This is a genomic window from Micromonospora sp. DT178 (assembly GCF_049841695.1).
GTDB lineage: Bacteria > Actinomycetota > Actinomycetes > Mycobacteriales > Micromonosporaceae > Micromonospora.
This window is the reverse complement of the sequence record NZ_JBNCKV010000011.1, coordinates 161,590-178,269: the sequence shown is the minus strand read 5'-3', so window position 1 is coordinate 178,269 and position 16,680 is coordinate 161,590. Positions and strand designations below refer to the sequence as shown.

Genomic DNA, 16,680 nt, shown 5'->3' with positions numbered 1-16,680 from the left:
GCGGTGAAACCGGCGACCGACTTTCCCCGTAACCGGTCCGACAGCACCGGCTATGCCACCTACTGCAAGCCCTGTCACAACGCCAGGACCAGCGAGACCAAGCAGCGCCTGTACGGGGGGAACCGCGAGTACCACCTGCGGCGGCGCTACGGCATCGGGGAGAAGGAGTTCCAGGAGCTCCTGGCCGAGCAGTCCGGCGTCTGCGCGATCTGCGGCACGCCGGATCCCCAACATCTCGACCACGATCATCGCACCGGGTGGGTGCGCGGGATATTGTGCTTCAACTGCAACGGTGGTCTCGGCCAGTTCCGTGACGATCAGTCGCGGCTGGCCGGGGCGATCACATATCTGAGAGGAACCACGTGGCAGCGGGCTTTGATCCATCCGGGCGTCTACCAGATGTGTTCACCAACGCGGGGACGTCCTCCTTCACCTCGTTCCTGAGCAAGGTGGCCCCCGAGATGCTGCCCGGCCGCCGGCCGCTGCCGCCGGGCATGGCCGCCGACATGGCGCCGCACGCGACGACCATCGTGGCCATCTCGGCCGCCGGCGGTGTCGTGATGGCCGGCGACCGGCGGGCGACCATGGGCAACCTGATCGCCCAGCGCGACATCGAGAAGGTGCACCCGGCCGACGCGTACTCCCTGGTCGGCATCGCCGGCACGGCGGGTATCGGCATCGAGCTGATGCGACTGTTCCAGGTGGAGCTGGAGCACTACGAGAAGATCGAGGGCGCGATGCTCTCGCTCGACGGCAAGGCCAACCGGCTCGCCTCCATGATCCGTGGCAACCTGGGCGCCGCGATGCAGGGTCTCGCGGTGATTCCGCTCTTCGCCGGCTACGACCTGGCCGCGAAGGACCCGGCGCGGGCCGGCCGCATTTTCAGCTTCGACGTCACCGGTGGCCCCTACGAGGAGACCGGCTACGACGCGATCGGCTCCGGCTCGCTCTTTGCCCGGTCGGCGCTGAAGAAGCGCTTCCAGCCGGGGCTCTCCATCGACGAGGCGGTGCGACTCGCGGTCGAGGCGCTCTACGACGCGGCCGACGACGACACCGCGACCGGCGGCCCGGACCTGATCCGGCGGATCTACCCGGTGGTGATGACGGCGACGGCGGAGGGCACCCACCGGCTCAACGACGAGGAGATGTCGGCCATCGCCGAGAGCGTCGTCTCCGGCCGGATGGAGAACCCGGGCGGTTGATCCGCTCCCGCCCGCACCAGTCAGCAGCCGTCAGCACAGCGCCCTAAGGAGAACCGCCGCCGTGGCCATGCAGTTCTACGCCTCGCCCGAGCAGATCATGCGCGACCGCTCCGAGCTGGCCCGCAAGGGCATCGCCCGGGGCCGCAGCGCGGTGGTCCTGAGCTACGAAGGCGGGGTGCTCTTCGTCGCCGAGAACCTCTCCAGCGCCCTGCACAAGGTCAGTGAGATCTACGACCGGATCGGCTTCGCCGCCGTCGGCCGCTACAACGAGTTTGAGAACCTGCGCCGCGCCGGCGTGCGGATGGCCGACCTGAACGGCCTCAGCTACGACCGGCGTGACGTCACCGGCCGGGCCCTGGCGAACGCCTTCGCGCAGACCCTGGGTGCCATCTTCACCGAGCAGTCGAAGCCGTTCGAGGTGGAGATCTGCGTGGCCGAGGTCGGCACCACCGCCGAGGACGACGAGCTCTACCGGCTCACCTACGACGGATCCGTCAACGACGAGCCGGGCCGGATGGCGATGGGCGGGCAGGCCGAGGCGATCACCGGCGTGCTGAAGTCCCACCACCGTCCGGACATGTCGCTGGGCGAGGCGGTGAAGGTCGCGATGCAGGCGCTGAGCAGCGTCGGGGGAGAGGGCGGCGCCGCCCGGACCATCGCCGCCAACCAGTTGGAGGTGGCGGTCCTGGACCGTCGCCGGGTGGGGCGGACGTTCCGCCGTATCACCGGGGCCGCGTTGACCGCGCTGCTCGACGGCGACAAGGCCGAGGAGCCGGTGTCGGCCCGCCCGGAGACGCCGACCTCGCCGACCGAGGAGGCGAAGAAGCCCACCACGTCGGCCGGCTCGGCGGACCTGGAGGGCCGGGACACCCCCGAGGCGTAGCGGGGCACGCGCCGGGAGGACGGTCCGGGCGTGGAAGACGCCCGAACCGTCCTCCCGGGCCCGGCCTGCCAGCGGGTCGGGCCCGGTCCGCGCGTCGCGCAACCACCGGGCCGGCGCCGCCGACGTCCGACGTTCCCGGGCGTCGCAGAGGCCTTCCGACGTCGACGTACGGGACCGGCCGCCCGTGCCCTGATGCCGCCGGCCGTCCCATCCGGCACCCCAACGGTGCGTCCCGCCGAGGGTCCAACGGGGACGCTCCGCGCGGTAGGGCGGCGTGGCGGCGCCCCCACCCGGCGGGCGTACGGTGAGCGGCCGTGGCCATCCCGCGCCTCGTGACCGCCGCGCGCTCGCCGGGCCTGTCGCTGCGGTGTCCGGGGCCGACCGTCGTCGATCCCGTGCGAGACGGGCGCGGTGTGCGCTGCCCATCTGGGGCCTCGGGCGGCTAATGTCTCATCATGGAGCGGCGAATCTTCGGCCTCGAGACCGAGTACGGCGTCACCTGCACCTACCGTGGGCAGCGGCGGCTGTCCCCTGACGAGGTCGCCCGGTACCTCTTCCGCCGTGTGGTGTCGTGGGGCCGGTCGAGCAACGTTTTCCTGCGCAACGGCGCCCGGCTCTACCTGGACGTCGGCTCGCACCCGGAGTACGCCACCCCGGAGTGCGACTCGGTGGTGGACCTGGTCGCGCACGACCGGGCCGGCGAGCGGATCCTGGAGGGTCTGCTCATCGACGCGGAGAAGCGGCTGCACGACGAGGGCATCGCGGGCGAGATCTATCTGTTCAAGAACAACACCGACTCGGCCGGCAACTCGTACGGCTGCCACGAGAACTATCTGGTGTCGCGGCACGGGGAGTTCGGCCGGCTGGCCGACGTGCTGATCCCGTTCCTGGTCACCCGGCAGCTGATCTGCGGCGCGGGCAAGGTCCTGCAGACGCCGCGCGGCGCGGTCTACTGCCTCTCGCAGCGGGCCGAGCACATCTGGGAGGGCGTCTCGTCGGCGACGACCCGGAGCCGGCCGATCATCAACACCCGCGACGAGCCGCACGCGGACGCGGAGCGCTACCGCCGGCTGCACGTCATCGTCGGTGACTCCAACATGAACGAGGTCACCACGCTGCTCAAGGTCGGCACCGCCGACATCGTGCTGCGGATGATCGAGGCCGGGGTGGTGATGCGTGACCTGACGCTGGAGAACCCGATCCGGGCGATCCGCGAGGTGTCGCACGACATCACCGGCCGGCGCAAGGTGCGGCTCTCCTCCGGCAAGGAGGTCAGCGCGCTGGAGATCCAGCAGGAATACCTGGCCAAGGCGACCGAGTTCGTGGAGCGGCGCGGCGGCGACCAGACCGCCAAGCGGGTGGTGGAGCTGTGGGGCCGGGTGCTGCGCGCGGTGGAGACCGGCGACCTGGAACCGGTGTCGCGGGAGATCGACTGGGTGACCAAGCTGCGGCTCATCGAGCGCTACCAGCGCAAGCACGACCTGCCGCTGTCGCACCCACGGGTGGCCCAGATGGATCTGGCCTACCACGACCTGCGCCGGGGCCGGGGCCTCTACGGGCTGCTGGAGCGGCGCGGCGAGGTGGACCGGGTGGCGACCGACCCGGAGATCTTCGAGGCCAAGGAGACCCCGCCGCAGACGACCCGGGCCCGGTTGCGCGGGGAGTTCATCCGGCACGCACAGGAGAAGCGGCGCGACTTCACCGTCGACTGGGTGCACCTGAAGCTCAACGACCAGGCGCAGCGCACCGTGCTCTGCAAGGACCCGTTCCGGGCGTACGACGAGCGGGTGGAGCGGCTGATCGCCAGCATGTGACGGTGCGGCCGGCCCGGTGCGGTGCTGACCGCCGTCCGGGCCGGCCGGGCCGGTAGGCTGACCGCGCCATGACGACTTCCGAACCTCCCGAGAGCGGCCGCCAGCGACAGAACTGGGCCGAGCGCCGCCGCGAGAAGATCCGCGCCGAGATCGAACGCAACCGGCGCGGCGAATACACGGTGCCCACCTGGGTGCTGGCGCTCGCGCTGGTGTTGATCGTGGGCGCCTGGCTGGCCCTGATCTTCCTGTCCTGAGCCGTCCCGGCGCCGTTCCTGCCGACCCGGCAACTCCGCACAATCGAAGTTGTGCCGGCTGCGGCGAAGCTGGCACAGTCGTGCCCGTTCGACTTTGTCGGGTGACCGGCCGCGCACGCTGCGTGGTCGTGGCAGGGAGGGTGACCGCATGGCACACATCGACCTCGGCCTCGACGAGCGGGCGCATCCGGGCATCAGCGGCCCGATGCGGTTTCGCCCCGAGACGGCCAAGCCGCTCAACGAGCTGGCGGAGACGCTGCTGCGCGCCCCGCACCCGACGCTGACCCCGGGGGAGCGGGAGCTGATCGCGGCGTACGTGTCGGGGCTCAACGAGTGCCGGTTCTGCTGCGCGTCGCACTCGGCGTTCGCGGCGGCGCAGCTGCCCTCGGGCATGCGGCTCGTCGACCAGGTCCGTGCCGATCCGGCGACCGCCGAGGTCAACGACAAGTTGCGGGCGTTGCTGGAGATCGCCGGTGCCGTGCAGCGCAGCGGCCGGGACGTGACGGCGGAGCTGGTCAAGGCCGCCCGGGTCGCCGGCGCGACGGATCTGGAGATCCACGACACGGTCCTGATCGCGGCCGCGTTCTGCATGTTCAACCGGTACGTCGACGGGCTGGGCACGCTGGCCCCGGAGGACCCGGCGGTGTACGAGCGGACCGCCGAGCACATCGTGCGCCACGGCTACAGCGCGATCTGACCGGACCGCCGCCGGGCCGACCTGCGCCCCGCCCGCCTCGAAGCCGACCCCGCCCGTCCGCCGAAGCGTCGACCCCGCCCGCCCGAGGGCGTCGCGGGGGCACCCCGGGGGCCGGGCGGCTCAGGACAGCAGGCGCGCGGCGTGCCGGCCGGCCGCGGCGGCGGCCAGGAAGTAGGCGTGGTCGGCGTCGAGGCCCCGGCCCATGGTGGACAGCGGCACCGGCGCGGCCCGCAGCGCGGCGTCGAGCCCGTCGGTCGGCACCCGGACGACGGTGTGCCGCGCCGTGAGGGGCGCCAGTGCCGCGTCCACCTCGCCGGCCAGCGCCGGGGCCAGGCCGTCGGGCACGACCAGCTCGGCGGGGGCGAGGGCCACCCGGCCGTACGCGGTGAGGCTGTGGTGCGACACGCCGCGGTGGCGGGGGCGGGGGTCCGCGTCGGAGATCCGCAGCGAACCGATCGGGCGCCCGCCCAGCGTGGCGACGGCGTTGACGGCCTCGCCGACGGCCACCCCGGAGAAGCCCCACCGGGTGCCGGTGCCCAGGTTGCCCGGCCCCTGGGCGACGATCGCCACGTCGGCGCGCAGCACGTGCCGGGCGGCCAGCAGACCGCTGTGCACGGTGCTCGCCTCCAGGTCACCGCCGAACGCCTGGCCGACGGTGACCGTGCCGACGAGGTGGTCGCGCAGGGCGGCGAGGGTGCGGGAGAACCAGGCCGGCAGTGCCCCGCCGTCGGTCAGCAGGTACGCCACCCGGGCGGCGGGGGCGTCGGCGTGGATGCCGGCCAGGACGGCCGGCAGCGCGGAGTGCAGGTCGGCGGTGACGACGGGCAGGCCGGCCAGGTCGTCGGCGGCTGCCATGACCTCCCGGTGCGGGGAGGCCTCCTCGTCGACGCCGAGCAGGATCGGCTGCAGCGGGGTGTAGCGGGCCTTGACGAGGTGGCCGGCGTCGCGGCTGTCGAGGGCCTGCGGCGGGTCCGGGGGCAGCCGGTCGGGCAACGCCACGACCAGGGCGTACCCGCCGGTGCCGAGGCCCATCAGCAGCGCGCCGGCGTTGAGCAGCACCCGGTCGCCGGGCTCGGGCCGGCCGACGAGGGCGGGGTAGGCAAGGGCGCGTACGGTGCCGCCGTCGGACAGGTCGACATCCAGTTCCACCGCCCCGGTCCACTGCCGCCGCAGCGCCGTCACCGTTCCCGACCGCCATCGCACCATGCCCGGCACGCTAGCGTCGCCGCCCGGAGCGGGCGCGCCCGGGGCGGCACGGCCGGTCGGCGGTCAGCCGCCGGGGCCGCCGGGTTCCGGGGCGTCGCCGCTGCGGGTGGGGTCGAGGAAGACGTACCGGATCTGCGGGTGGCGGGCGGTGAGCCGCCGCTCGGCCTGGTCGGCGGCGGCCTCGATGGTCGCGCCGCTCGCCTCGTCGTCGAAGTCCACCTTCGCGGCGACCAGGACGTCGCTCGGGCCGAGCTGCATGGTCAGCAGGGTGTCGATCCGCCGCACGGCGGGCAGGCCGGCGAGTTCCTCGCTGATCTCGCCGCGCAGCCGTTCGGGCACCGCCCGACCGACCAGCAGCGAGATGTTGTTGTGGGCCAGGACGGCGGCCACCACGAGCAGCAGCACGCCGATCAGGACGGAGGCGGCGCCGTCGAAGAACTCGTCACCGGTGAGCTGGGACAGGGCCACCCCGGCGGCGGCCAGCACCAGCCCGATCAGGGCCGCGCTGTCCTCCAGGAACACCGCCTTCAGGGCAGTGTCGGAGGTCAGGTGCAGGAACCGGCGCGGCGTGGTGCGCCAGCGCCGTGACTCGGTGCGGACCTGGCGCACGGCGCGGGCCAGCGAGACCGACTCGATGGCGAACGACACCGCCAGCACGACGTAGGTGACCAGGTAGTCGCCGCTGTGCTCGTGCACCAGGATGGTGGTGACGCCGTGGGTGATGGCGAAGCCGGCGCCGGCGACGAACGTGAACAGCGCCGCGAGGAACGCCCAGACGTAGCTCTCTTTGCCGTACCCGAACGGGTGCCGGGCGTCGGCGGGCCGCGCCCCGCGGCGCAGCGCGAGGTACAGCAGCACCTCGGTGGTGGTGTCGGCGACGGAGTGCACGGCCTCGGAGAGCATCGCCGCCGACCCGGAGATCACCCCGGCGACGAGCTTGGCCACCGCGATGGCGAGGTTGGCGGCCCCCGCGACCACGACGGTGCCGACGCTCTCGGTCCGCACCTCCGGCTGGGTCACCACGTCACTGTAGGGTCGTCGGCGGCGCTCCGCCCGGCGAGCAGCGTTCGGGCCGGTCGCGACGCCGGGCACGTCCTGCCCGCGTGGGTGCACGGGCGCGGCGCGCGGGCTGCTAGCGTCTACCGCGTGTCGCGGACCCGCACCGAACGCCTGGTCAACCTGGTTATCTGCCTGCTGTCCACACGACGGTTCCTGACCGCCGCGCAGATCGCCGCGACCGTGCCCGGCTACGAGCACGATCCGGACGACGCCCGTGACCACGAGGCCTTCCAGCGCAAGTTCGAGCGGGACAAGGCCGAGCTGCGTGAGCTGGGCGTGCCGCTGGAGACCGGGACGGCGAGCGTCTTCGACGCGGAGCCCGGCTACCGGATCGCCCACCGGGAGTACGCGCTGCCGGACATCCCCCTCGAACCGGACGAGGCCGCCGCGGTCGGCATCGCCGCCCGGCTGTGGCAGCACGCCGGCCTGGCCGCCGCCGCCTCCTCCGGGCTGGCGAAGCTGCGCGCCGCCGGCGTCGACGTGGACCCGCAGGCCACGCTGGGCCTGGAGCCGATGGTGACGGTGGACCCGGCGTTCGCGCCGCTCACCGCGGCGGCCCGGGACCGGCGCGAGGTCAGCTTCGACTACCGGGTGCCCGACCGCGACGACTCCACCCGCCGCCGCCTCCAGCCGTGGGGCGTGGTCTGCTGGCGGGGCCGCTGGTATGTGGTCGGGCACGACCTCGACCGCGAGGCGACCCGCTGCTTCCGGCTGTCCCGGGTGGTCGGCACGGTCCGGGCGACCGGCGCCCCCGGGGGCTACGAGCCGCCGGCCGGGGTCGACCTGATCAGCCACGTGGCCCGCTGGTCGGGGCCGACGGAGCGCACCGGGCGGGCCACCGTGCTGGTCGCCGCCGGCCGCGCCGCCGGGCTGCGCCGCTGGGCGGTCGACGTCACCGCCTGCCCCGACGGCGACCGGCTCGTCCTGCCCTACGCCGACGCGGACGTCCTCGCGGGCCAGCTCGTCGGCTACGGCCCGGACGTGCGGGTGCTCGATCCGCCGGAGGTGCGCGACGCGGTGATCCAGCGGCTCAAGGAGATCGCCGCCCGGCACGACGACCTCGTGGTCGCCGGGGGTGTCCGGTGACCCGGCCGGCCGCCCGGGGCGGCTCCCGCACGTCGGCCGACCGGCTGGCCCGGCTGCTGAACCTGGTGCCCTACCTGCTGGCCCGGCCCGGCATCGAGCTCGCCGAGGCGGCCGGGGACCTGGGCGTCACCGAGCGGCAGCTGCGCGAGGACCTGGAGCTGCTCTGGGTGTGCGGGTTGCCCGGTTACGGCCCCGGTGACCTGATCGACATGGCCTTCGACGGCGACCGGGTGACGATCACCTACGACGCCGGCATCGACCGGCCGCTGCGGCTCACCCCGGACGAGGCCCTCGCGTTGGTGGTGGCGCTGCGGATGCTCGCCGAGACGCCCGGGGTGACCAACCGGGAGGCCGTCGAGCGGGCGCTGGCCAAGATCGAGCACGCGGCCGGCGACCTGGTGGCGGCGCCGGTCGAGGTCCGGCTGCCCGCCGACACCCGCCGGGTGGCGGAGCTGCGGGCGGCCGTCGAGAGCGGCCGGGCGCTGCGCATCACCTACTACACGGCCGCGCGGGACGAGACCACCGACCGCGTCGTCGACCCGCTGCGGATGCTGATGGTCGGCGGGCGGGCGTACGTGGAGGCGTGGTGCCGCCGGGCGGAGGCGGTGCGACTGTTCCGGGCCGACCGCATCGACGCGGTCACCGAGTTGGACGAGCGGGCGGTGGTGCCGCCGCAGGCCCGCCCGCACGACCTCACCGAGGGCGTGTTCCGCCCATCGCCGGACCTGCCGCTGATCACCCTGCAGATCGGTCGGGGCGAGCGGTGGCTGACGGAGTACTACCCGTGCGAGCGGGTCGAGGCCGGCGACGGCGACCACTGGCTGGTGTCGCTGCGGGTCACCGACCTGGGCTGGGCCCGCCGGTTCGTGCTGGGCCTGGGCCCGGACGTGGCCGTGGTCGCCCCGGTCGAGCTGGCCGAGCAGGTCCGGGCCGCGGCGGTGGCCGCCCTCGACGCGTACGCGTCGCCGCCGCCACCCGTGCCCGTCGGCGGGGCGGACACGCCGCGGGCGGTGTCCCCGGCCGACCCGGCGGTGACCGCGGGCACGCAGTAGGCTGGCCGCCGTGGTGAAGTGGATCGTGCTCGCGGTGGTGCTGTTCGCGCTCGTCGTGTTCGCCCTGGCCCTGCGGCCGGTGCTGGCGCGGCTGCCCCGGCTGCGTCGCGCGGCCGTGGCCCTGCAACGCCGGGCGACCGAAGCGGAGGCGCTGCGGGAGACCGCCGAGACCCTCCAGGCGCGGGCGGAGGCTCTCCAGGAGCAGCTCGACACCACCCAGCGGCGGCTGGCCGTGATCAAGGCGAAACGCGGCGGCTGATCGGTCGGTGCCCGGTCCCTGCGCGATCCGGTCCGGTCGCACGCAGGAATGATCCTCCGGCAGATGGTTGACGGGACGTCCCGCGTTGGTCAAGACTTCACCGGCCGGGACGAACCACCACCACCCGGCGGGTGGCAGCGGCCGTCGGCGGACGTACGATGGGCTGCGGTACACCCCACACGACGACACAGAGCGACTGGAGCTTCCCATGGGTGCCCTCAAGCCGTGGCACATCGCCGTACTCGTGGTCGTGCTGATCCTGCTCTTCGGCGCGAAGCGGCTCCCTGACGCGGCCCGTTCGCTGGGCCGTTCGCTGCGGATCATCAAGGCCGAGACCAAGAGCCTGCACGACGACGACCGCGACCTCGCCGAGAAGGCCGACGCGCAGTCCGGCTACCAGCCGCTCCCGCCGCAGACCGTCCAGGGCCAGCCGTACGCGCCGCCGCCCGCCGGGCAGCAGCCGCACGTCGCCCCGCAGCAGCAGCCGTACGCACCCCCGGTCAACGACCCGGCGCAGCGCGTCCGCGACAACTGACCGAAGGGCCCGAGACCGTGGCCTTCGCCCTCAAGAAGCGCGGCCCGAGCAACTTCGAACGGGCCGCCGACGGCTCGATGACGCTCATCGAGCACATCCGCGAGCTGCGCACCCGGTTGTTCCGCGCCTCGCTGGCGATCGCGGTGGGGCTGATCGGTGGCTTCCTGCTCGCGCAGCCTGCGTTCAACCTGCTCAAGCAGCCGTACTGCCGGCTTCCCGGCATGATCGTCGACGGTGAGTGCCAGAACTTCCTGCTGCTCGCACCGACCGACGGGTTCGTCCTCAAGCTGAAGCTGGCGCTCTGGATCGGGTTGATCATCGGCGCCCCGGTCTGGCTCTACCAGCTCTGGGCGTTCATCGCGCCCGGCCTGCATCGGCACGAGCGCAAGTGGGCGTACGTCTTCGTCGCGATCGCGGCGCCCCTGTTCGCCGCCGGCGCGGTGCTGGCCTACCTCGTGGTCGACAAGGGTTTGGCCTTCCTGCTGGAGGCCGGCGTCACCGGCACCGACACCCAGCTGGAGGTGACCCGGTACATCTCGTTCGTCACCAGCATGATCCTGCTCTTCGGGGTCGCGTTCGAGTTCCCCCTCACCCTGCTGATGCTCAACTTCACCGGGGTGGTGAGCGCCCGCCGGCTGCTCAGCTGGTGGCGGGCCGTGGTCTTCATCTGCTTCGCGTTCGCGGCGATCGCCACCCCCGATCCCGGGCCGTTCGGCATGACCCTGCTGGCGCTCTGCCTGTCGCTGCTCTACTTCGTCGCCGTCGGGGTGGCGTTCCTCAACGACAAGCGCAGGGGACGTGGCAAGGAGGTCTACGCGGGCGTCGGCGACGACGAGGTGTCGCCGCTGGAGTTCGACCCCGACCCGGTGGAGGCCGGGCAGCGGGTGGACGCCAGCGCGCCGATCACCGCCCCGGAGCCGGTCGCCGCGCCGGCGCCGATCGAGCGCCGCTACGACGACATGACCTGACCGGCCGGTCGTCCCCGTCGACGAACGGAACAAGCCCTCCTTCACCGGGGGGCTTGTTCCGTTGCCGCCCCGGTGCGTACGGCACCGCGGAACGGCCCCTAACGCACGGCGCGTCAGCCGTCAGCACCCAGTCGGCAATCCGTCACGTGACACCCACGAGCTGCAATCGGGTAAGCAGATCTTTACGATGTGTCGACGTGTCCGACGAGGGAGGTCGCTGTCCAGTGCGTCGCCCGACGTGTCGTCGTCCACCCGTCACCGGCCCGGAGGCCACCTCCCCGCCGACGCGGCCCGGGGTGCCCGTCGCCCGGTTCCTCGTGCGGCGGGGAGCTGCCGTGGGGACCGGCGTCCTGACTGTCGCCCCGCCCCGCGAGCCGGCCGCCGCCGTGGACGGGGCCGCCGTCGCCCCGGCGGCGGCCCCGGGTGACCGGTCTGCCGGGGTGAGTGCCCGCCCCGGCTGAGTCCGGGCGGGCCCGCCCGCGCGGTCGTCCGGTCCCTCCGCCCCGGGCCGGGCCACACGGATGTCCCGCCGTCGATCGTCGTAGTCGCGCTTCATGATCCAGCCGTTCCGTCCGGCCGGCCTGCGCAGTCCCGTGAACGGGACCGCTCGCCGCCCCCGCACCCCAGATCGGAGCCACGCGTTGATCCGCGTCGTCGTTGTCGAGGAGATGGGCCTGCTGCGTACCGCGCTGTGCGCGGCACTGTCGAGCGAGGAGGACATCGAGGTCGTCGCCGAGGTGACCGGGGTGGCGGAGCTGCCCGCCCTGGTGCGTCGGCACCGGCCGGACGTGGTGCTGGTGGACCTGGCGCCGGACGCCCCGGACCCGGTCGAGGTCGTCGCCGAGACCACCGGGGCGATGCCCGACACCGCCGTGCTGGCCATGGGCCGCCGGTGGAGCCAGCGGATCGTCGGGGACCTGCTGGCCGCCGGCGTACGGGGCCTGGTGGGCAAGGACGCCTCCCTGGAGGCGCTGGTCGGCGCCGTCCGGGAACTCGCCGCCGGAGGCAAGGTCATCGACGCCGCCGCCGCCGTGACGGCGCTGCGCCCCGCGTCGAGCCCGCTGACGCGCCGGGAGGTGGAGGTGCTGCGGGTGGCCGCGGAGGGCCTGCCGCTCAAGGAGATCGCCCGCCGGCTCTACCTGGCGCACGGGACGGTGCGCAACCACCTGTCGGCGATCATGCGCAAGACCGGTGCCCGCAACCGGATGGAGGCGGTGTGGCGCGCCCGCCGCGACGGCTGGATGTAGCGGGCCGGGCGCGCCCGGCCGGCCGGGAGGTGCCGGCGCCGGCCGCCCCCGTCCGGCCTGGACGATGGCGGGTCGCTCGCCGAGCGGAACCCGGCGGGGCGTGTTTGAATTCTGACGGTCCGTGATCTGTCTGACGACGCTCCGGAGGGGTCGACGTTGATCCGTACCCTGCTCGCTCTCGACGGCGCCCTGGTCCGTGGCGCCCTGTCGCTCGTGCTCGCCGCCGAGGCGGACATCAGCGTGGTGGCGGAACTGGACCGGGGCGACGCCCTGCCGCCGGCGGTCCGGACGCAGCGTCCCGACGTCGCGGTCGTGGACCTCGACCTCATCGGCGAGGCGGGCGTGGCGGGGCAGTGTCCGTTGCTGGTGCTCGCCGACCGGCGCCGCGCGCGCAGCCTGCACCGGGTCTTCGTGCCGGGGCGCACCGTCGGGATCCTCGGCAGCGACGTCTCACCGCACCGGGTGCTGGACGGCATCCGGCGCCTCGCCCGCCGCGAGTCGGTGGTCGACGCCGACCTGGTGATGGCGGCACTGAACCGGGACAGCCCGCTCACCTCGCGGGAGACGGAGATCCTCGACCTGACCGCGGCCGGTGCGCCGGTCGTGGAGGTCGCCCGGGCGCTCGGGCTCGCCCCGGGGACCGTGCGCAACCACCTCGGCCGGATCGCCCGCAAGGCGGGCGCGCGCACGAGGATCGAGGCCGTGCGGGTCGCCCGCGAGGCCGGCTGGATCTGACGCCCGGCGCCGCCCCGCGGCGGTCAGGAGCGGCCGAGCGGCACGCGGTCCGGCGGCGCCACGTCCTCCCAGTGTCCGACCAGCTCGCGGTAGGTGGGCGAGCGGATCAGCAGGTCGTCGTGGGTGCCGACGAGCGGCCGGTCGCCGTCGAACACCAGCACCCGGCGCGCCCGGGTCGCCGAGCTGATCCGGTGCGCGATCACCACCAGGGTGCCGCCCCTGCGGGCGAAGGCGTGCTCGACGGTCGCCTCCAGGGTCGGGTCCAGGTGACACGTCGCCTCGTCGAGGATCACCAGCGGCGCCGGGGCGAGGTAGGCCCGGACCGCGGCGACGAGCTGACGCTCCCCGGCGGAGAGGGCGGCCGGGTCGAGTTCGGCGTCGAGACCCCCGAGGCGGGCCACCAGGGGACCGGCGCCGAGGGTACGCACGGCGGCCAGGACCGTCGCGTCGTCGGCGTCGGGGTGCAGGTAGCGGAGGTTGTCGCCGACGGAACCGGTGCGCACGTACGCCTCCTGCGGCACCAGCACCCGCAGCCGGGCCAGCGCCTCCGGCGGCGTGCCGTCGACCGGTACGCCGGCCAGGTGGACCGTGCCCGACTCCGGTGCCGCCAGCCCGGCGACCAGCGCGGCCAGGGTGGACTTGCCGGCGCCGCTCGGCCCCACCACGGCCAGGTGCTCGCCGGCCGACACCGTCAGGGTGAGGTCCGCCAGGACGGGTCGGGCGTGCGGGCCGTACCGGAAGGTCAGCCCCCGCAGCGCGACCGCCGGCGGGGCGCCGACGGCAGCGGCGGACGACGGCGCCGGGCCGGCGGCGGCCGGTGGGGGGCCCGCCGGGGCGGCGACCGGCGGCGACGGGAGGGCGGTGGGCGGCCGCAGGTCGGGGGGCGGGCTGGTGCGCAGGATCCGGCCCAGCGTGACGGCGTAGCGCAGGCCGCCGCCGCCGACGCCCTGCACGACCGCGTGCAGGGCGGGTTGCAGCCCGGTGGTGACGTAGACCAGCGCCCCCAGCACGGCGCCGGCGCTCAGCCCCTGCCGGACCAGCCACGGCGCGGCCAGCACCAGCACCACCACGGGCAGCCAGCCGCCCACGCCGAGACTGAGGCTGCGCAACGCCGCCATCCGCGCGAGGGTCCGCTCCGCGTCGGCCTGCGCCGCGACCCGCCGCCCCACGTCGGACACCACGCGCTCCTGCGCGCCGCAGGCGACGACGTCGCGGTGCCCGGCCAGCGCCGACGCCGCCGCGCGACCCAGCCGCTCGCCGGCGGTCACCTGCGCCCGCTGGTGCGCCACCATGGCCGGCAGCGACGCCCCGAACACGGCCAGCCCCACCACCAGCGGGGCGGCCACCGCACCCGCCAGCGGCGGGGCCAGGGCGAGCAGGCCGAGCAGCGCGGCACCGGCGGTGAACAGGAACCCGCGGACCACCAGCAGCAGCCCGCCGAAGGTGTCCCGGACCACCTCGACCTGGTGGGTCAGCCGGGCCACGGTGGCGCTGTCCGCCCGGCCGCCGGCCCGGGTGGCGTCGCGCAGCGCCCCCCGCACCACCCGGGCGGCCAACTCGTCGCGGAACGGTTCCACCACGGCCCCGAGCGTGCGGTACACCTGTCCGGTGGCCGCCGCGCCCACCAGCACCGCCGCGGCGAGCCCGGCCAGCCAGGCCAGGCCGGTGCCGAACTGGCCGGCCAGGAAACCCCGGTCGACGGCCCGGGCCACGAGCACCCCGGCGAGCAACGCCGGCAGGGCCTCCACCGCCGACCAGGCGGCCAGCCGGCCCAGGGCCCGGCGGCGGGCCCGCAGCGCCGCCCAGGTGGTCCGGCGTACGCCGGGGCCGCTCATCGGGCGTCTCCGCCGGGCGTGAAGACCGCCCGGTAGGCCGGGTCGGACCAGAGTTGCCGGTGCGGCGCCACGGCCCGCAGCCGCCCGCCGTCGAGCCACGCCACCAGGTCGGCCGCCGCCGCCGTCGTCGCGCGGTGGGTCACCACGAGTCGGGTACGCCCGCCGGCGCCGGTCGCCACCGCGCGGGCGATCCGGTGTTCGGTGGCGGTGTCCAGGCTGGACGTGGCGTCGTCGAGGACGAGCAGCCGCTCGGCGGGGAACGCGCGGGCCAGCCCGAGGCGCTGCGTCTCGCCGCCGGAGAACGGCGCGTCGGCCAGCCGGGTGCGGAAACCCTCGGGCAGCCGGGCGACGACGTCGGCGACCTGCGCCGCCCGTGCCGCGGTCAGCACCGCCGGGGTGGCCGGGGCGGCGCCGGCGGGCGGTCGCGCCGAGTCGGCGGGCAGCCCAAGCCCGATCGCGTCGTGCACCGTCTCGCCGACCAGCACGGGCCGGTCGAAGGCGTGGCCGACGGCCCGGCGCAGCGTGGACGGGTCGAGCCGGCGCAGCGGCACCCCGTCCAGCAGCACCTCGCCGGCGTCCGGGTCGTGCAGCCGGCCGGCCACCGCGGCGAGGGTCGACTTGCCGGCGCCGGAGCGGCCGACGACGGCCACCGTGGCGCCCGCCGGGACGGTCAGGTCGATCCCGTCGAGGACCGGCCGCCCGTCCTCGGCGCGCACGCCGACCCCGCGCAGCCGCAGTTCACCCCGGCCGGGCGGCAGCGCCTCGGCGCCGTCGGGGCGTACCGGGTGGGCCAGCGGTTCGGCGATCCGGCCGGCCGCCGCGCGGCTGCGGACCAGCCGGTTCAGGGTGGCCAGCACCGCGCCCAGCCCGGCGCCGAGGGCCGCGTACTGCACGGCGGCGACGAGTTGGCCGGGGGTGAGCCAGCCGACGGTCAGCGCGTACCCGCCGACGGCCACGACGGCCACCTGAAGCAGCGGCCCGACGGCGGCGGTGCGGGCGCTCGCCCGGGCCAGCAGCCGCCAGCTGAGCAGTCCGTACCCGCGCAGTTCCGGCAGGGCCGCCAGCACCCGCTCGCGTTCCCGGTCGACGGTCGCGGCGGCGGCGATGGTGCGGGCGCCGCCGAGCGCCTCCAGCAGCCGGCCGGCGATCACGCCCAGCACCCGCTGGTAGCCGGCCACGGCGGCGGAGGCGTCGGTGACGAAGGCGCGCATGAGCAGCGCGAGCAGGGCCAGCCCGGCGAGAAGGGTGACGCCGAGCAGCGGTTCGAGCAGGGTGAGCGCGACGACGCTGCCGACCGGGGGGAGCAGCGCGACGACGCCCAGGACCACGGCGGTGCCGGCCTGCCCGGCGTCGGCGGCCTGCGCGGCGAGGCGGCTGACCAGGTCGCCCACCGGATAGCGGCGGACGGTGCGGACGTCGCAGGCGAACAGGTGGCGCAGCAGGCGTAGGCGCAGCCGCGCGGTGGCCCGGGCCGCGCCGTACCCGCTGGCCACGTCGGTGAGGATGTCGGTGGCCATGAGGACGGCGATCAGGCCGCAGGCGGCGGTCGGCCACCGGACGCCCCCGTCGCCGCCGACGGCGGCGTCGACCGCGAGCCCGAGGGCGGCGGGCAGGGCGAGTTCGGCGGCGGCGCCGGTGAGCGCCACCGCGCCGAGCAGGACCGTCCAGCCGCCGCCGTCGCGGACCACCCGCCGCAGCAGCTGGTCGGAGCCGGTCGGCGTCCGCATCGGTCCTCCCGCAGAAGACGTGCGGCCCTGGGCGGACACGTCCATCCGCCCAGGGCCTCGCGTGATGACCTGATCAGTTGCAGGTCGTGACGGACAGCGAGCTGTCGCCGCAGAGCAGCAG

Annotated in this window: 18 protein-coding genes; 14 read left to right on the top strand and 4 right to left on the bottom strand. The window is 74.9% G+C overall.

Annotation, left to right across the window (positions count from 1 at the left end; translation table 11 throughout):
- Positions 1 to 3: 3 nt before the first annotated feature.
- The 6 genes from ACLQ22_RS21695 (at position 4) to ACLQ22_RS21670 (ending at position 4,850) form a co-directional block, all read left to right on the top strand.
- Entirely contained in the window at positions 4 to 444 is a 441-nt protein-coding gene (locus tag ACLQ22_RS21695; protein ID WP_425693911.1) for an endonuclease VII domain-containing protein, read from the top strand.
- Positions 363 to 1,202, top strand: coding sequence for a proteasome subunit beta (gene prcB, locus ACLQ22_RS21690; protein WP_199729334.1), 840 nt, complete (start codon positions 363 to 365; stop codon positions 1,200 to 1,202). Before ACLQ22_RS21695 ends, prcB begins: the two co-directional genes overlap by 82 nt.
- A gap of 61 nt (positions 1,203 to 1,263) precedes the next feature.
- The gene (prcA, locus tag ACLQ22_RS21685; protein WP_121398240.1) at positions 1,264 to 2,085 is read left to right on the top strand and encodes a proteasome subunit alpha; all 822 of its coding nucleotides are present in this window, start codon (positions 1,264 to 1,266) and stop codon (positions 2,083 to 2,085) included.
- 455 nt (positions 2,086 to 2,540) lie between these two features.
- Complete coding sequence (pafA, locus tag ACLQ22_RS21680) at positions 2,541 to 3,899, top strand: Pup--protein ligase (RefSeq protein WP_121398241.1); 1,359 nt, start codon at positions 2,541 to 2,543, stop codon at positions 3,897 to 3,899.
- Between the two features lie 68 nt (positions 3,900 to 3,967).
- A complete protein-coding gene (locus ACLQ22_RS21675; RefSeq protein ID WP_121398242.1) occupies positions 3,968 to 4,153 on the top strand; it encodes a hypothetical protein in 186 nt (61 codons plus the stop codon).
- A gap of 148 nt (positions 4,154 to 4,301) precedes the next feature.
- Positions 4,302 to 4,850 carry a carboxymuconolactone decarboxylase family protein gene (locus tag ACLQ22_RS21670; RefSeq protein ID WP_425693910.1) on the top strand — a complete coding sequence of 183 codons (549 nt, stop codon included), beginning with the start codon at positions 4,302 to 4,304 and terminating at the stop codon, positions 4,848 to 4,850.
- A gap of 120 nt (positions 4,851 to 4,970) precedes the next feature.
- Here the strand turns inward: ACLQ22_RS21670 and ACLQ22_RS21665 are convergent, their stop codons facing one another.
- Both ACLQ22_RS21665 and ACLQ22_RS21660 read right to left on the bottom strand, forming a co-directional pair.
- On the bottom strand, positions 4,971 to 6,056 hold the full coding sequence (locus tag ACLQ22_RS21665; protein WP_425693909.1) for a DUF3866 family protein: 1,086 nt from the start codon (positions 6,054 to 6,056) through the stop codon (positions 4,971 to 4,973).
- A gap of 63 nt (positions 6,057 to 6,119) precedes the next feature.
- Positions 6,120 to 7,076: a cation diffusion facilitator family transporter gene (locus ACLQ22_RS21660; RefSeq protein WP_425693908.1), complete on the bottom strand. Its 957-nt coding sequence runs from the start codon at positions 7,074 to 7,076 to the stop codon at positions 6,120 to 6,122.
- A gap of 126 nt (positions 7,077 to 7,202) precedes the next feature.
- On the opposite strand from ACLQ22_RS21660, the gene ACLQ22_RS21655 reads away from it, so the two are divergent.
- From ACLQ22_RS21655 to ACLQ22_RS21620, 8 genes are all read left to right on the top strand, one after another.
- A complete protein-coding gene (locus tag ACLQ22_RS21655; protein ID WP_425693907.1) occupies positions 7,203 to 8,201 on the top strand; it encodes a helix-turn-helix transcriptional regulator in 999 nt (332 codons plus the stop codon).
- Positions 8,198 to 9,253, top strand: coding sequence for a helix-turn-helix transcriptional regulator (locus ACLQ22_RS21650; protein WP_425693906.1), 1,056 nt, complete (start codon positions 8,198 to 8,200; stop codon positions 9,251 to 9,253). The genes ACLQ22_RS21655 and ACLQ22_RS21650 overlap by 4 nt, the downstream gene beginning before the upstream one ends.
- A gap of 10 nt (positions 9,254 to 9,263) precedes the next feature.
- Entirely contained in the window at positions 9,264 to 9,512 is a 249-nt protein-coding gene (locus tag ACLQ22_RS21645) for a DUF5320 domain-containing protein (protein WP_121398246.1), read from the top strand.
- 208 nt (positions 9,513 to 9,720) lie between these two features.
- Positions 9,721 to 10,047 (top strand): Sec-independent protein translocase subunit TatA, encoded by a 327-nt coding sequence (tatA, locus tag ACLQ22_RS21640; protein WP_425693905.1) that lies wholly within the window; start codon positions 9,721 to 9,723, stop codon positions 10,045 to 10,047.
- 17 nt (positions 10,048 to 10,064) lie between these two features.
- Positions 10,065 to 11,015 (top strand): twin-arginine translocase subunit TatC, encoded by a 951-nt coding sequence (gene tatC / locus ACLQ22_RS21635; RefSeq protein WP_425693904.1) that lies wholly within the window; start codon positions 10,065 to 10,067, stop codon positions 11,013 to 11,015.
- A 335-nt stretch (positions 11,016 to 11,350) separates the two neighbouring features.
- Positions 11,351 to 11,476: a hypothetical protein gene (locus ACLQ22_RS21630; RefSeq protein ID WP_425693903.1), complete on the top strand. Its 126-nt coding sequence runs from the start codon at positions 11,351 to 11,353 to the stop codon at positions 11,474 to 11,476.
- A 180-nt stretch (positions 11,477 to 11,656) separates the two neighbouring features.
- Positions 11,657 to 12,262: a response regulator transcription factor gene (locus tag ACLQ22_RS21625; protein ID WP_425693902.1), complete on the top strand. Its 606-nt coding sequence runs from the start codon at positions 11,657 to 11,659 to the stop codon at positions 12,260 to 12,262.
- A gap of 156 nt (positions 12,263 to 12,418) precedes the next feature.
- Positions 12,419 to 12,997: a response regulator transcription factor gene (locus tag ACLQ22_RS21620; RefSeq protein ID WP_425693901.1), complete on the top strand. Its 579-nt coding sequence runs from the start codon at positions 12,419 to 12,421 to the stop codon at positions 12,995 to 12,997.
- A 23-nt stretch (positions 12,998 to 13,020) separates the two neighbouring features.
- Here the strand turns inward: ACLQ22_RS21620 and ACLQ22_RS21615 are convergent, their stop codons facing one another.
- The gene (locus ACLQ22_RS21615) at positions 13,021 to 14,832 is read right to left on the bottom strand and encodes an ATP-binding cassette domain-containing protein (RefSeq protein ID WP_425693900.1); all 1,812 of its coding nucleotides are present in this window, start codon (positions 14,830 to 14,832) and stop codon (positions 13,021 to 13,023) included.
- Positions 14,829 to 16,559, bottom strand: coding sequence for an ABC transporter ATP-binding protein (locus ACLQ22_RS21610; protein WP_425693899.1), 1,731 nt, complete (start codon positions 16,557 to 16,559; stop codon positions 14,829 to 14,831). The genes ACLQ22_RS21615 and ACLQ22_RS21610 overlap by 4 nt, the downstream gene beginning before the upstream one ends.
- Positions 16,560 to 16,680: the final 121 nt, after the last annotated feature.

What these genes read in the sequence shown, in the direction of transcription:
- pafA (WP_121398241.1), top strand. Translation starts at nt 2,541, where the DNA reads ATGGAGCGGCGAATCTTCGGCCTCGAGACCGAGTACGGCGTCACCTGC.
- ACLQ22_RS21675 (WP_121398242.1), top strand. Translation starts at nt 3,968, where the DNA reads ATGACGACTTCCGAACCTCCCGAGAGCGGCCGCCAGCGACAGAACTGG.
- ACLQ22_RS21670 (WP_425693910.1), top strand. Translation starts at nt 4,302, where the DNA reads ATGGCACACATCGACCTCGGCCTCGACGAGCGGGCGCATCCGGGCATC.
- ACLQ22_RS21665 (WP_425693909.1), bottom strand. Translation starts at nt 6,056, where the DNA reads ATGGTGCGATGGCGGTCGGGAACGGTGACGGCGCTGCGGCGGCAGTGG.
- tatA (WP_425693905.1), top strand. Translation starts at nt 9,721, where the DNA reads ATGGGTGCCCTCAAGCCGTGGCACATCGCCGTACTCGTGGTCGTGCTG.
- ACLQ22_RS21615 (WP_425693900.1), bottom strand. Translation starts at nt 14,832, where the DNA reads ATGAGCGGCCCCGGCGTACGCCGGACCACCTGGGCGGCGCTGCGGGCC.
- ACLQ22_RS21610 (WP_425693899.1), bottom strand. Translation starts at nt 16,559, where the DNA reads ATGCGGACGCCGACCGGCTCCGACCAGCTGCTGCGGCGGGTGGTCCGC.